Here is a 13,969-nt window from a genome sequence, read left to right as displayed (position 1 = left end):
CGGGCAAGCCCGCTCCTACATTTGGTTGGGGTGGGTTTACGGTTTTTGTAGGAACGCGAGGATTAGCGTGTTGACCTGCTGGCTTTGTTCGTTCTGGATCCAGTGGCCGCAGTTGGGCAGCACGTGTTGTTCAAGGTGAGGCACTGAATCGGGCATGCGCTTGAGCGTGTGGGCCTCGAATATCCCGACCGGGTCTCGGTCACCGATGAGGAATAGCGTGGGTTGCAACACCTGCTGGCCAGCCAGGCATTCAGTGCGTTGCCAGTTGCGTTCAAAGTTGCGGTACCAGTTCAGCGGGCCACGAAAACCGTGGTCGGCGAAGGTTTTTACGTAGACGTCCAGATCTGCCTGGGAACACCATTGCGGCAATGCGCCGGGCGCGGGAACGCCCTCAAGTAACCGGGCGCTCGGCGGTTTCTTTTGCAAAAACACATCCTGATCCTGCATGAACAGGCGCAACGTGCGCTCGATGTCAGCGTTCAGCTCCTGCTCGGCAACGCCCGGCTCCTGGAAATACAGGATGTAGTTGAAGCGGTCGGCGTACAGCTCACGCATGATTTCGATCACCGGCCGCCGCGCGCGTCCGGCGAAAGGCACGGACATCGTGACCAAGCGCGTGACACGCTGGGGTTCGAGCAACGCCAGGTGCCAGGCCACCACTGCGCCCCAGTCATGGCCGACCATCACCACCTGCGCATGGCCAAAATGGTCCATGGCCTGCTGGATATCCCCGCACAGGGTCAGCAGATCATAATCGGCGATCGCGGCGGGCGAACTGGTTTGGCCGTAGCCGCGCATTTCCGGGGCGAACACTCGGTAACCCGCAGCCGCCAATGCGCGAATCTGCTCGCGCCAGGAGTGCCAGCATTCCGGGAAACCGTGGAGAAGCCAGATCGGCGGACCTTCGTCGGCTCCCGTGACCTGCACACTTAATTCAATGCCGTTGACCTGGATCCTGTGCTGCCGGGTAGCGTTCATCAGTGGCGTCCTTGTGTAGTTTGCGCTCGCGGTACTCTCGCGGTGAGCAATTCATCAAACGTTTGAAAGCACTGCTGAATGCGCTGTCCGACTGATAACCCAATGCCTGGCCGATGCTGGACACACTGCTGCTGGAGGTGTTCAACGCCTGCACCGCCAAATGCATACGCCAGCGGGTCAGATATGCCTGAGGTGCCATGCCAACACGTTGCTTGAAATGCTGGGCGAAGGTCGAGCGAGACTGATTGGCCGTGCCTGCCATTTCGCTCAATGTCCAACGCCGTGCCGGTTCTGCGTGCACTTGCGCCAGTACCGGCGCCAACCTCGGATCGGTCAATGCCGCCAGCCAACCGGTGGTACTGGCGCCCAGGGAAGCTTGATAGAGGCGCAGGATTTGCACCAGCATCATTTGCGCCAAATGCTCGGTCATCAACGCCGCACCCAGCTTCGGGCTGGCGTATTCAAGAGACAGGCGCTCCAGGCACCAACGCAACACACTGGCCTGGTCGGAGCGAGCACTGATACGCACCACCGGTGGCAATCCCTCCAGCAAGAGGCGGGCTTCATCACCGTAGTAAAACAGTCCGCCAATCAGAAACAGATCAGCCGTATCACCCAGGCTGGCGATACCGCCCACGGCCTTGCTGTAGACCTGCCGAGCATCGACCCCCTCCAGTGCCAGGTGGCTGGATAATTTCCACGGTCGATTTTGCGTCAATAGAAAGCAATCACCTTCATACAGCCGGACGGGCACGATCATCCCTTCTACTTCCAGCCAACACTCGCCCTCTACTACCGCGTTGAACTTGATGCCACCCGGTGGTGGAAAATCCAGCGCCCAGTCGCCGCCCGCCTTCAAACCCGCAAAATACGAGCGGTGACTGCGTAACAACGCCACCACATCAGACAGGGTATCCATAAATAAAAAAGCTCCGGACGATCGCGACAGAAATACAGACTTTAGGCTATTCCGAGTCCGGCCCCAAAAAAACACTATAGGTCCTCCTGAGTGGAGAGCCTTATGACCAGCAAGCAAACCCCTATCAACAGCGGATTCGACGGTGCGACGACAGCCACACAAGCTTTGGCGGGTAAAGATTTACACGGTATGACCGCTATCGTTACCGGCGGCTATTCCGGCATTGGCCTGGAGGCCGTGCGGGTATTGGCGGGTGCAGGCGCGCAAGTGATCGTTCCTGCACGCGATGCGCTTAAAGCCGAGCGCAACCTACGCGGGATCCGCGGCGTTGAACTGGCCAGCCTGGATTTGTTCGACGCGGCCTCTATTGACCGCTTCGCCCAGGACTTCCTGGCGTCCGGGAGGGCGTTGCATCTTTTGATCAACAGCGCGGGGATCATGGCTACCCCACTGCAAAGGAACGCCAACGGCCTGGAAGCGCAGTTCGCCACCAACCACCTGGGTCACTTTCAGCTGACCGCCCGCCTGTGGCCGGCCTTGTGTAAAACAAGCGGTGCGCGCGTGGTGACGGTGTCGTCCCTCGGGCATCGTTTGAGCCCCCTGCACTTCGAAGATCCCCAATTTGAACGCCGTGCCTATGACAAGTGGCTGGCCTACGGTCAGTCAAAAACCGCCAACGCGCTGTTCGCCGTGGCGCTAGACCAGCGTGGCCGGGCATGCGATGTGCGCGCGTTTTCGGTACACCCCGGTGAAATCCTCACTGACCTGCTCCGTTACCTGGACAAAGACGACCTGGCGTTCGTCGGCGCGCTGGATGAACACGGGAATATTCGCCCGGCCAGTCATTACAAGAACCCTGAACAAGGCGCCGCGACGATGGTGTGGTGTGGCGTCAGTCCCCAACTTGAGGGGCTGGGCGGCCTGTACTGCGAAGATTGCGATGTGGCCGCCCCCGCTCACGATGAACGCGGGCGCAACGGCGTCTATCCGTGGGCCGTCGACCTGGAGCACGCCGAGCGGTTGTGGGCCTTGAGCGAACGACTGTGTGGCGTCACGCTCTGATCGTCGGTGCCCACCAACGCGGCAACAACTGGCGCACCCGCGCCTCGCCGAACCGGTCATCGATCAACATCACCACGCCCCGATCCTGCTGGCTACGGATCACCCTGCCCGCCGCCTGAACCACTTTCTGAATGCCGGGGTACAGGTAGGTGTAGTCGTAACCTGCGCCGAAGATCGTGCCCATGCGCAGTTTCATCTGTTCGTTGACCGGGTTCAGCTGGGGCAGCCCGAGGGTGGCAATAAAGGCACCGATCAAGCGAGCGCCGGGCAAATCAATGCCCTCGCCGAATGCGCCACCCAGTACGGCAAAACCGATGCCCTGGCTGTGCTCGGTGAACTGGTCAAGAAAGGCCTGGCGCTCGGCCTCCGTCATGCCGCGTGACTGATGCCAGAGCACGATCCGCGGATGTCGTTCGCCGAGCAACTGCGCCACCTGCTGCAGGTAATCAAAGCTTGAGAAAAACGCCAGGTAGTTGCCAGGCTGTTGGGTGTACTGGTGGGCGATCAGCTCAACGATGGGTTCCAACGAGGCGTTGCGATGCACGAAGCGTGTGGAGATTGCATCGACGATGCGCACCTGCAGTTGCTCGGCCTTGAACGGTGACTCCACGTCGATCCACGCAGTATCCGCCGGCAGGCCCAGCAAGTCGGCGTAGTAATGACGGGGGCTGAGGGTGGCGGAAAACAGCACACTGCTGCGGGCCGCGGTCAATCGCGGGCGGATGAACTCGGCGGGCACCACGTTGCGCAGGCACAAGGTAGAGCTGCTGCGTTTGCCACTGAACTGGCGCTTGCTGATATCGAAAATAAAGTGCTCGTTGAACAGCTCGGCAACCTTGGCAAATTGCAGCACCTCGAAATAAAACGCTTGCAGGTCGCCAATGAGGGACTCGGGGTGCGCGTTGAAATAGTCGCCCATGGCGCTGGCGCACAGGGTCAGGGCCTGCAACAGTTTTTCGGGTCGGGCGGCGTAGGCCTGGTAGGGCGCGAGCTGGTCCTTGTGCAGCGCGTTCCACTCACGGTTAACGCGCTGCAACGGTTTCTTCAAGGCTTCGGGCGCGGTGTCCCGCAGGGTCTTGAGGCTGTACTGGTCAAGGCTGGCGCTGTACATCGAACGGGCACGTTCGACCAGGTTGTGCGCCTCGTCCACCAACACGGCGGCGCGCCACTGATTGAGCTGTGCGAGGCCAAACAGCATGGCGCCAAAGTCGAAGTAGTAGTTGTAGTCGGCGACCACCAGGTCGGCCCAGCGCGCCATTTCCTGGCTCAGGTAGTAAGGGCAAACGTCATGGGCCAGGGCGACGTCGCGCAGGTTTCGCTGATCGAGCAGGCGCACCTTGGACGCGGCAATGCGCGCGGCGGGCAAGCGGTCATAGAAGCCTTGGGCCAGGGGGCAGGAATCGCCGTGGCAGGCTTTGTCCAAGTGTTCACAGGCTTTGTCCCGTGCCACCAGCTCCAGCACGCGCAATGGCAGGCCGGGGCTGCTGACGTATAGCACTTGGGCGGCATCCAGGGCGAGCTTGCGGCCGGGGGTCTTGGCGGTGAGGAAGAACAGCTTGTCCAGTTGCTGGGGCGCCAGGGCCTTGAGCAAAGGGAAAATCGTGCCGATGGTCTTACCGATACCCGTCGGCGCCTGGGCCATCAGGCAACGCCCGGTGCTGACGGCCTTGTACACCGACTCGGCCAGCGAACGCTGGCCAGGACGAAACCCGGCATGGGGGAAAACCAGGGTGTGCGCGGCGTCGTTGCGCGCTTCGCGATGCTGCATTTCCTGCTGGGCCCAACCGAGGAACAGCGCGCATTGCTGATTGAAGAACGCCTCCAGCTCAGTCGCTTGAAAGCGTTGGTTCAGCACTGTCTCGCCTTCGCCGACGATATCGAAGTACACCAGTGCCAGGTCGATGTCCGAAAGGCCGAGTTTCTGGCACATCAGCCAACCGTAGATTTTGACCTGGGCCCAATGTAGTTGGCGATGGTTGGCGGGCTGGGCGTCGAGGTCGCCGCGATAGGTTTTGACTTCTTCCAGACGGTTGGCGTCCGGGTCATAGCCGTCCGCCCTGCCCCGCACCTTGAGCTGCTGGTAGTCGCCTTCAAGCGCAACTTCATTCTGGTAGTGCTTGCTGCGCCGTGACGCGACGGTGCGGTGGCCGAGAATGCCTTCCTGGGCGCTGGGAGATGGCGTAAAGCGCAGGTCCAGGTCACCGACCTTGGCCGTGAACTCGCACAGTGCACGCACGGCAACGCTGTAACTCAAGCGGACTCTGCCCAGCGCACATAGCAGACCGTCACCGGCATCTGGTATTCACCGCAGAACTCCAGCCAGCGCAACTGGTTGTCTTGCAGGCGATCGCCAGGGCCCTTGACCTCGATCATGCGGTAGGTCTTTTGCTCGGGCCAGAACTGGATCAGGTCGGGCATGCCAGTGCGGTTGGCGCGGATGTCCAGCAGCAGCCGTTCAAACCAGTAATGCAGGTGCTCGGCGGGCAGGCACGCCAAAGCCTGTTCCAGCAGCTCTTCGCTAAGCAGGTTCCAGAACACAAAGGGCGACTGGATTCCCCACTTTTCGCTATAGCGCTGGCGGATGGTGGTTTTATAGCGCTCGTCCTGCAACTGCTCGAAACAACCGGCGAACAGCGGCGCGCGGCGCTGGTGGAAGTCCTCACTGTGCAAATCTGCGGGGCCGCGCTGGAATGGGTGGAAAAACGAACCTGGCAGCGGCGCAAAGATCACGTCCCAGCACAGCAGGCCGAACAGCGAGTTAATCAGTCCGTTTTCAACGTAATGCACCGGCCCATCGGGCTCGCTGAGGTGAGCCTGCACGCAGTACTCCACCGACATCAACGGCTCGGGCAGCGTCAGGGCCAGATCCAGTCGCGTGACCGGTCGGGGCTTGGTTTTGGGCAAAGCCGGTTCGCCCAATTTGCGGCGCAGGCGTGGCAACACACGCAACACGTGTTGCTGCTCGGCGGCGCTTTCCGGCATGTGTTGAGCGGCGTAAGCCAGGGCAATGGCCTGGGTGTAATGCTCCTGGCGCTCCAGCACGCGGATCAGTCGCGCGCGGGCACCTGGGTAGGCGCACGCGCGATAAATCTGCTCCGCCAAACCCAGTTCCGCATTGCGTTCACAGTACTGGCCCACTTGGAACAACAGCTTGGCCCGGCGTTTTTCCAGCCAGGGGTTGTCGGTGTTCAGGGTGGCGATGCGCACGAGTATCTCTTGCAACGCCTGGCCCGTTTCAAAGGCTTGCTGGCACTGGTGCAAGAACAAAAATCCGTGCACGTCGTCACGGCTGCGCAAACCCCGGGACTCGGCACAGAATTCGACTTTTTCATAGGTATAGATGCCAAGGTCGGCCAGCACGAATTCTGACCAGTCCTGATGCAGGTTGCCAAAGAACATCAGGCGCAGGCGGTCGCACAAATCCATCACGGTGAGGCTGTACAGCGTGTCAGCCAGGGCGGGGCACCAGGTGGCGAAACTGCGGCTGTCGGCAAACTGCGCCGCCAGCCCCTCCATCCAGTCGGTTTTCCTCGCTTTGGGTTGGTCGATCCAAGGCTTGAACGTCGCGAGAAGTTCGCCTTTCTGCAACAAGGCGAACAACTCTTGAAAACCCAGCAGGCATTGATCATCCACCCAGCCCAGTGCCAACAACGGCTCGGCGGCGGCGTGCGGGCAACCGATCTCGAGGTAACTGAGCTTGCCCGCACGAAAATGCACACCCTTGCGCATCACCATGCGCACCAACAACGCTTGGGAAGCCTGCGGCAACCTGTCAAATTGCTGAATGAAATGCTGTTCGTCCGGATCAAGCAAATCCGCATAGCGCTGCCCCAGCCAATGCAGGACCTGGCGGAAGTTATGCAGGTAATAGAGCGGGTCTTCGAGGGGATTGGCCATGGCGCACAGCGATCAAATACTGGTTATGCATACAGAGTGCCGTCGCGGATGCCAGGTTGCAATCGGTAATAGATAAATGGCGCCTGCAACTTTTTACATAAAAGTGATCAGATGGGTGAGTCGATGGCGTAACATTTGTCGCCCGCGGCCTCTGGCGTGGGACTTTTCAGGGTTAAGGTAAGGGTTATGAACATGAAGAATTTGGGTCTGCCACTGGTTGCACTCACTTTTCTGGTATTGGCCGGTTGCGCGACGCAAACCGTGGTGACGCTGCAAAATGGCACACAGTATTTGACCAAGGACACCCCAAAAACCAAGACTGCCGACGGCTTCTACGAATTCACCGACATCGCCGGCAAACGCATCCGAGTCAAAGCCGACGACGTAGCCACCGTGCGAAAAGAAGACTAATTCCCAAGCCAACACCCATCAAATGTGGGAGCGGGCTTGCTCGCGAATGCGGTGTATCAGCCAGCAAATCTGGTACTGATAAACCGCATTCGCGAGCAAGCCCGCTCCCACAGTGGACTGCATTCCAGACCACCGCCCCTCAACCCCCCATTTACATCCGCGGCCCAAACGCCTCATCCACCTTCGCCAAATCCGTATCCCGCAGATTCCCCGCGTAATAATGCAACTTGGTCCAAGCCATCAAATAGTCATACCGCGCCTGCGCCAGGTCACGCCGAGTGCTGTAAAGCTGCTGCTCAGCGTTCAGCGCATCCAGGTTGACTCGCTCCCCCCCAAGGATGCTCTGCTTGGTCGACACCACCAGCGCTTCGGCTGACACCAGCGCCTTCTGATACGCCCGCAACTTGCTCACCCCCGACAGGCACGCACTGAACTGGCGACGCAGCTCGATCAGGGTTTCGCGCGTCTTGCCCTCCAGCTCGTACTCGGCCTGCTCCATCGCGCGGCTGGCCTGGCGGGTGGACGCCGAGATACCGCCACCGGCATACAGCGGCAGGCTGACTTCGACGCCGATGGTGTTGGTGTCATAGCGCTGGTTGTAGGTGTTGCCGCTGTCGGACTCCTGCTGGCGCGAACTGGCATACGCCGTGACCTTGGGCAAATGCCCGGCGCGGTTGCGCTCCACCTCATAACGCGCCACTTCCAGGGCCTGGCGCTGGGACGCCAGTGTGGGGTTGTTGCTGATCGCCAGTTCATGCCAGGTGTCGTAGTTGGCCGGGGTCAAGGTGAACGCGGCAAAGCCCTGGTTCAAAGGGGCCAGGTCATTGATGTTGACGCTTTGCACGCCGATCAATGCACCCAACTCCCGCAAGGACGCGTCCTGTTCATCCAGCGCCTGGATTTCTTCGGCGGTGGCCAGTTCGTAGCGCGACTCGGCTTCCAGAATATCCGTGCGGGTACCCTCGCCCTGCTGGAACAGGTGCTGGTTTTGCTGGAACTGCTGCTCGAAGGCCTTCTTCTTGGCGCGGGCGATGTCGATCTGGTCCTGGGCAAACAACGCCTCGGTGTAATACGTCAGCACCCGCACCAGCAGCGCCTGGCTCTTGTCGCGAAAGCTTTCATTGGCGAACAGCGCCTGGGCCACGCCTTTGCGGTAGTTGGCGTAGGCCTCGTAGTCGAACAGCGGCTGTTGCAGGCTGAAGGTAGAACCGTAGCTGTTGTAGTTGCGGTCGTCGTGATAATTGCCGCCGCGCCCATCCGGCAAGGTGGCCTGGGAGTTATTGCGCCCCTTGTTGTAGTTGTACGACAGCTTGGGCAGCAGCCCGGCGCGGCCGATGGCGCGATTTTCCAGGCCGGCGTCACGCTCCTTGATTGCGCCGAGGAACACCGGATCGTTACGCAAGGCCTGCTCGTACACATCGAACGGGCCCATCGCGGCCTGGGCATTCGCGCAGGTCAACAGCAAGGCGATAAACACAGCTTTCATGTCTATTCCTCGGTCAACGCGGAGCCGGCGCGGTCGAGCAGCGGCTTGAACAGGTAATTGAGCAACGAGCGCTCGCCGGTACGCACGAACATCTCGGCGGGCATGCCTGGCTTGATCACCAACCCGTGGAGTTTTTCCAGTGCCGCGTCGCTGACCGTGGTGCGCAGCACGTAATACGGCGCGCCGGTTTTTTCATCGAGCATCTGGTCGGCGGAAATCAGGCTGACCTCGCCCGGCACACGCGGTGTGCGGCTCTGGTTGAAAGCGGTGAACAGGATATCGACCGGCAGGTGCGTCCCCACTTTGTCCACCAGGTGCACCGGCAAGTGCCCTTCCACTTCCAGGCGGGTGTCCTGAGGCACGATCTCCAACAGGGTCTCGCCGGCGCGCACCACGGCACCGATGGTGTGCACGCTGAGGTTGATCGCGATGCCATCCGCCGGGGCGTTGATTTCGCTGTGTTGCAGGTCGAACCCGGCTGAGGTGAGTTGCTGTTCCAGGGTCAGGCTGCGCAGTTGTGCGTCGGCCAATTGGCTGCGCACTTCCTTCTGGTATTCCTCGCTGTGCTGCTGCAATTTCAGGCGCGATTCGAGGATGCCCTGCTCCACGCGGCCACTTTCGCCGGTGTTCTGCGCCAAGTCCTGTTGCACCTGGGACAACTGGCGCTGGTACTCCATCAGGCGGTTGCGCGGGATGTAACCGTTGTCGGCCAACGGTTGCAGGTTGCCGAGTTGGTCGCGCAGGGATTGGGCCTGCGCCGTCAGGTCGCTGCGGGCACGGCGCATGCCGTTCAGTTGCGCAGTGGCGCCTTCAATATTGGCACGGATGCCGGCCTGTTCGCGGGCAAACGCTTCGCGACGGCTGCTGAACAATTGACGCTGGCCTTCCAGTACCAGCGCCAGGGCGGGGTCGGGATTGGCGCCCAGCTCGGCAGGAAAAGTAATGCGGGTTTGGTTGTCACGCTCGCTCTGCCAACGCGCCACGCTGGCCCAGGCCATGCGGTATTGGGCTTGCAGTGACTGCACGTCGGCCTGGTGCTGGGTCTGGTCGAGACGAAACAGTGGCTGGCCTTGTTTAACCGTTTCACCCTCCTTCACCAGAATCCGGCTGACTACACCAGGGCTGAGGGTTTGCACCGCTTTGCGCTTGCCGGATACCACCACCGTGCCCTGTACCGGAATGCCCTGGTCCAACGGGGCCAGGCTGGCCCACAGAAAAAATCCGCCCGCGCCGACTACCGTCAGCAACCAGCCCATCCGGGCGAAGAACCCGGCGTCGCGCTCTTTGAAACGCGGTTCAAAAGTGATGCTGCTCATGCGCCTGGATTCCTTCCGGTCTGGTACTGACGACTGAAACTGACGCCGGTTTTTTCCTTCGGTGCTTCCTGCTGACCCGACAACGCCCGCAGCACCTCCTGGCTCGGCCCGAACGCCTGCAAATGCCCTTCACTGAGCACCAGCAGCTTATCGGCCTGGGCCAGCGCCGAAGAGCGATGGGTCACCAGCACCACGCTGCTGCCCTGGGCTTTCATCTGCACGATGGCGCTGGCCAGGGCGGCTTCGCCGACGGTGTCGAGGTTGGAGTTGGGCTCATCCAGCACGATCAGACGCGGCCCGCCATATAGCGCGCGGGCCAGCGCCACCCGTTGTTTCTGGCCGCCGGACAGGCCGCCGCCGTTGTCGCCCAAAAGGGTGTCGTAGCCCTGGGGCAACCGCAGGATCAGTTCATGCACGCCCGCCTGCTGCGCGGCGCGCACCACTGATTCGGGATCAGCTTCGCGAAAGCGCGCGATGTTGTCGGCGATGCTGCCGCTGAACAGTTCGATGTCCTGGGGCAAGTAGCCGATGTGCGGCCCCAGGTCGTCGCGGTCCCAGCGATGAATATCCGCGCCGTCCAGGCGCACGGTGCCGGCCAGCGTCGGCCATACCCCCACCAACACACGCGCCAGGGTGGATTTGCCAGAGCCCGACGCGCCGAGCACACCGAGCACTTCACCGGCGCCCAGGTTGAAACTGACCTGCTGCAAGGTCGCCACACGCTTTCCGGGCGGGCCCGCACTGACCTGTTCGAAACTGATTTGGCCGAGCGGCACCGGCAATTTCATCTGCTCGACTTCCGGAGGAAACTCGCGCAGCAACTCATCCAGCCGCTGGTAGGCCAGCTTGGCCGAACTCCATTGCTTCCACACCGCAATCAACTGGTCGATGGGGCTGAGTACCCGGCCCATCAGGATCGAACCGGCAATCATCATCCCGGCGGTCATATCCCCCCTGATCACCAGCAACGCGCCGAGCCCCAGCACCAGCGATTGCAGGCACAGGCGCAGGGATTTGCTCAACGACGTGACCACCGAACCGGTATCACTGGCCTTGTTCTGCAGGCCAAGGAACTGCGAATGCACCGCAAACCAGCGTTTGCGCAGCGCGCCGAGCATGCCCATGGCCTGAATGGTCTCGGCATTGTGCAAGTGGCTGGTGGCCAGTTGCGTGGATTGCTGGGAGTAACCGCTGGCCTCCCCCAACGGTTTTTTGGTGAGGTATTCATTCAGGCACGCCAAGCCTATCAGCAGCACGGCACCGGCGGTGGCCAACACGCCAAGCCACACATTGAACAGGAAGATCACGAACAGGTAGATGGGAAACCACGGCGCATCGAAAAATGCGAACAACGCAGGCCCCGTGATGAACTGACGAATATGGGTCAAATCGCCCAAGGATTGCCCGGCATGCCCCTGGCCGCGTTGCAGGTTGCGTTCAAACGCGGCCTTGTAGACGCGCAAGTTGAAACGCCGCTCCAGCTGGCTGCCGATGCGGATCACGATAAAACTGCGGATCACTTCAAGCAGGCCAATAAACGCAAAGAAACCCACGACCATCAGCGTCAACATCACCAGGGTGGTTTCATTCTGGGAGGACAGCACGCGGTCATACACTTGCAGCATGTAAATCGACGGCACCAGCATCAACAGGTTAATCAATGCAGTGAAACAGCCAACACTGATCAAAATGCTCTTGTATTCACCCAGCGCCTTGAATAACGGCGCGACGGCATGGGACTTAGCCATGATTTCTGATCTTCCCTGAACCCAATTGCGCGCAAAAGTTGCCCTTGCCCCGACGCACAGGGTGGCCAACTAATAAAATCAAGTTATAAACTTATAACAACAACTAAGGTGTGCGTTGCAATACAACTTCCAGCCCGGTGGGCGTGCGACCTTTATATTCACCTTCTTTCTGGCGGTTCAGGTGGGTAATCCCGCTGCCCTCGGCGTTCATCAGCCAAATTCCGTCCGGTGTCGGCGACCAGCTCAGGGGCTTGTCGCCCAGCCATTGCTCGACACACGCCACGTCGCCACCCAAGGCATTGGCCTGCTCCAGCAGGTCCAGCGCGCACACCCGATCCTGCTGGTGCAACTGCCAATGGCCGGCCAACTGGGCGGTGGTAGGTAATACAAGACTGCTCGCCATTGCGTGGGCTCCTGCCGACACGAACATCACCTGCAACACGCAGGCGATCAATTTGAAAAAACGCTGCATCGCTGTGCTCCATCCGTAAAGCGCGACGCCGAGGCGCCGCGCCCGTGCATCACGCTACGATGTCGCTGACCGCTGCCTGGCCGACGGTGGTGACGAGGAAGTCCGCCACGCCGTGCCCGGAGAAGTCCACGGCCAAGGTGCCCAGGTTGGTACCTGCGGCGTAGGTCAGCACAGCATCGCCGGCATGCCCGGTGAAGGCATTGACGAAGGTCAGGCCTGCACCCTTGGTGATGCCGGAGAGGTCGATCTTGTCCGAACCCGAGGCAAAGTCAAAGATCTTGTCCGCAGCCCCTGGCTTGGAGTCGGAACTGGCACCGAACACAAAGGTGTCGTTGCCGGCGCCGCCCCACAGCTGGTCCGCACCACCGCCACCGTAGATAAGGTCGTTGCCGGCCCCGCCCTTGATCACGTTGGCGGCGTTGTTACCGATGATCAGGTCGTTGCCCGCGCCACCGAAGGCGTTCTCGAGGGTCACGCCCTTGGCGATGGACACGTTGCCCACCAAACCACCCACGTCCGAGAACGAAGCCTCATTGAGGTTGATCTTCTGGTTCTGAGTGAAACCGGAGAAGTCCAGGGTGTCGTTGCCACCACCGTCCCACACCGAGAACACCAGCTTGTCGGCATTGGACGAAGCGCTGAGGAAATCACGCCCGGTGTTGGAGTTGAAGCCGTAGGTGGTGTCGCCGGCACGGGTGTTGTAGTTGGCGCCGTAGAGCTTCTGGATCGCGGCAATGTCGTCGATCAGCGGCCCGGACGCGTAAGCCTCGACGCCGCCTTTGCTGAAGTTCTGGTTAGTGTTGCTTTCGCTCCAGTAGCTCATCAGGCTGTAGCCGCGCGTGTCCTGTCCATAGGTCGCGTCGTTGTAGGTCGGGTTGCCATTCCCGGCGTTGTAGTCGCCAGGGTGAGCCAGGCCCAGGGTGTGGCCGATTTCGTGGGTCAGGGTTTGCCGGCCGTAGTTGTTCAGGTCCGGGGTCTTGTTGGGCGTGTAGCTGTTGTTGGTCAGGTACCACGAGGTGCCGTCGTAGCCTGCGCCGGTGCCGGGCAGGTAGGCGAAGGCCGCCGCGCCGTCCTGGCCGCTGCTGTAGTTGCCGAAGGTCATGTGGCCGTCACCGCCGGTGGCTTTCTCGGTGAAGGTGACATTGGCCACGTCCGCCCAGGACTGCATGGCCAGTGCGGCCTGTGCTTTCTGCTGGGTGTTGAACTGACTGAAGCCCGAGATGCCATGTTTGTTCATGGTGCTCGAAGAGGCCGAGGTCAGGAAGGTGTAGGTCAGGTCGATCTTGCCGTTGCCGTCAAAGTCCCGGTACGCGGCGCCGTCGCGCAGCAGCTGGGTGGCTGCCTGGTCAACGGTGTAGGAGGGTTTGCCATTGACCGTGAGGTTGCCGCCACGGTCGTACAAATGGCTGAAGCTATCGATTTGCGAGTAAGCGGTGCTGGCTTGCGCCGCCGACACGATAGCCTTGTCTTTTACTTTTGACATAAACGTACTTCCTTGTTTGCAAGTGCATCAGTCTTTGATCGATAGGAACCCCGCGGGCGAGATCGTCCTATCACTCGCCTCTTTTGAAGGCGTCACGAAACTGACACAACTTGAAATCTTTCGTCTACATCTTTTCCAGCGTTAGAAATCAGCCTGCCTTCAACTCAACTAAGTTCAGTGCCGTGTTTATTGGACAG

At 60.6% G+C, this 13,969-nt stretch carries 11 protein-coding genes; 2 read left to right on the top strand and 9 right to left on the bottom strand.

Annotated elements, in window-relative coordinates; translation table 11 throughout:
* Positions 1–36 precede the first annotated feature (36 nt).
* On the bottom strand, positions 37–978 hold the full coding sequence (locus tag AB4O35_RS20145) for an alpha/beta fold hydrolase (protein WP_065880494.1): 942 nt from the start codon (positions 976–978) through the stop codon (positions 37–39).
* Positions 935–1,897: an AraC family transcriptional regulator gene (locus AB4O35_RS20140; RefSeq protein ID WP_065880493.1), complete on the bottom strand. Its 963-nt coding sequence runs from the start codon at positions 1,895–1,897 to the stop codon at positions 935–937. The genes AB4O35_RS20145 and AB4O35_RS20140 overlap by 44 nt, the downstream gene beginning before the upstream one ends.
* Before the next feature lie 102 nt (positions 1,898–1,999).
* Here AB4O35_RS20140 and AB4O35_RS20135 point away from each other — a divergent pair, with 102 nt between their 5' ends.
* A complete protein-coding gene (locus tag AB4O35_RS20135) occupies positions 2,000–2,959 on the top strand; it encodes an oxidoreductase (RefSeq protein WP_065880492.1) in 960 nt (319 codons plus the stop codon).
* Here AB4O35_RS20135 and AB4O35_RS20130 read toward each other — a convergent pair.
* Both AB4O35_RS20130 and AB4O35_RS20125 read right to left on the bottom strand, forming a co-directional pair.
* The gene (locus AB4O35_RS20130; RefSeq protein ID WP_460149211.1) at positions 2,949–5,213 is read right to left on the bottom strand and encodes an ATP-dependent DNA helicase; all 2,265 of its coding nucleotides are present in this window, start codon (positions 5,211–5,213) and stop codon (positions 2,949–2,951) included. The genes AB4O35_RS20135 and AB4O35_RS20130 overlap by 11 nt on opposite strands.
* Positions 5,210–6,856, bottom strand: coding sequence for a VRR-NUC domain-containing protein (locus AB4O35_RS20125; RefSeq protein ID WP_065945977.1), 1,647 nt, complete (start codon positions 6,854–6,856; stop codon positions 5,210–5,212). The genes AB4O35_RS20130 and AB4O35_RS20125 overlap by 4 nt, the downstream gene beginning before the upstream one ends.
* A gap of 186 nt (positions 6,857–7,042) precedes the next feature.
* Here AB4O35_RS20125 and AB4O35_RS20120 point away from each other — a divergent pair, with 186 nt between their 5' ends.
* Complete coding sequence (locus tag AB4O35_RS20120; protein WP_049708369.1) at positions 7,043–7,267, top strand: YgdI/YgdR family lipoprotein; 225 nt, start codon at positions 7,043–7,045, stop codon at positions 7,265–7,267.
* 151 nt (positions 7,268–7,418) lie between these two features.
* On the opposite strand, the gene AB4O35_RS20115 is transcribed toward AB4O35_RS20120, so the two are convergent.
* From AB4O35_RS20115 to AB4O35_RS20095, 5 genes are all read right to left on the bottom strand, one after another.
* Positions 7,419–8,753: a TolC family outer membrane protein gene (locus AB4O35_RS20115; RefSeq protein WP_065945978.1), complete on the bottom strand. Its 1,335-nt coding sequence runs from the start codon at positions 8,751–8,753 to the stop codon at positions 7,419–7,421.
* 2 nt (positions 8,754–8,755) lie between these two features.
* Positions 8,756–10,069, bottom strand: a complete 1,314-nt coding sequence (locus AB4O35_RS20110; RefSeq protein WP_065945979.1) for an HlyD family type I secretion periplasmic adaptor subunit — start codon at positions 10,067–10,069, stop codon at positions 8,756–8,758.
* On the bottom strand, positions 10,066–11,817 hold the full coding sequence (locus tag AB4O35_RS20105; protein ID WP_065945980.1) for a type I secretion system permease/ATPase: 1,752 nt from the start codon (positions 11,815–11,817) through the stop codon (positions 10,066–10,068). Before AB4O35_RS20105 ends, AB4O35_RS20110 begins: the two co-directional genes overlap by 4 nt.
* Before the next feature lie 103 nt (positions 11,818–11,920).
* Positions 11,921–12,289 (bottom strand): AprI/Inh family metalloprotease inhibitor, encoded by a 369-nt coding sequence (locus AB4O35_RS20100; RefSeq protein ID WP_065873142.1) that lies wholly within the window; start codon positions 12,287–12,289, stop codon positions 11,921–11,923.
* 49 nt (positions 12,290–12,338) lie between these two features.
* Positions 12,339–13,772 carry a serralysin family metalloprotease gene (locus AB4O35_RS20095; RefSeq protein ID WP_065873143.1) on the bottom strand — a complete coding sequence of 478 codons (1,434 nt, stop codon included), beginning with the start codon at positions 13,770–13,772 and terminating at the stop codon, positions 12,339–12,341.
* Positions 13,773–13,969 lie beyond the last annotated feature (197 nt).

The sequence above is a fragment of the Pseudomonas sp. H1_A03 genome (assembly GCF_054685145.1).
This window is presented reverse-complemented; position numbering and strand designations above follow the sequence as displayed.

Bases quoted from the DNA above. Each gene is read 5' to 3' on its own strand.
- AB4O35_RS20145 (WP_065880494.1), bottom strand. From the start codon at position 978: ATGAACGCTACCCGGCAGCACAGGATCCAGGTCAACGGCATTGAATTA.
- AB4O35_RS20140 (WP_065880493.1), bottom strand. From the start codon at position 1,897: ATGGATACCCTGTCTGATGTGGTGGCGTTGTTACGCAGTCACCGCTCG.
- AB4O35_RS20135 (WP_065880492.1), top strand. From the start codon at position 2,000: ATGACCAGCAAGCAAACCCCTATCAACAGCGGATTCGACGGTGCGACG.
- AB4O35_RS20125 (WP_065945977.1), bottom strand. From the start codon at position 6,856: ATGGCCAATCCCCTCGAAGACCCGCTCTATTACCTGCATAACTTCCGC.
- AB4O35_RS20120 (WP_049708369.1), top strand. From the start codon at position 7,043: ATGAACATGAAGAATTTGGGTCTGCCACTGGTTGCACTCACTTTTCTG.
- AB4O35_RS20115 (WP_065945978.1), bottom strand. From the start codon at position 8,753: ATGAAAGCTGTGTTTATCGCCTTGCTGTTGACCTGCGCGAATGCCCAG.
- AB4O35_RS20110 (WP_065945979.1), bottom strand. From the start codon at position 10,069: ATGAGCAGCATCACTTTTGAACCGCGTTTCAAAGAGCGCGACGCCGGG.
- AB4O35_RS20105 (WP_065945980.1), bottom strand. From the start codon at position 11,817: ATGGCTAAGTCCCATGCCGTCGCGCCGTTATTCAAGGCGCTGGGTGAA.
- AB4O35_RS20100 (WP_065873142.1), bottom strand. From the start codon at position 12,289: ATGCAGCGTTTTTTCAAATTGATCGCCTGCGTGTTGCAGGTGATGTTC.
- AB4O35_RS20095 (WP_065873143.1), bottom strand. From the start codon at position 13,772: ATGTCAAAAGTAAAAGACAAGGCTATCGTGTCGGCGGCGCAAGCCAGC.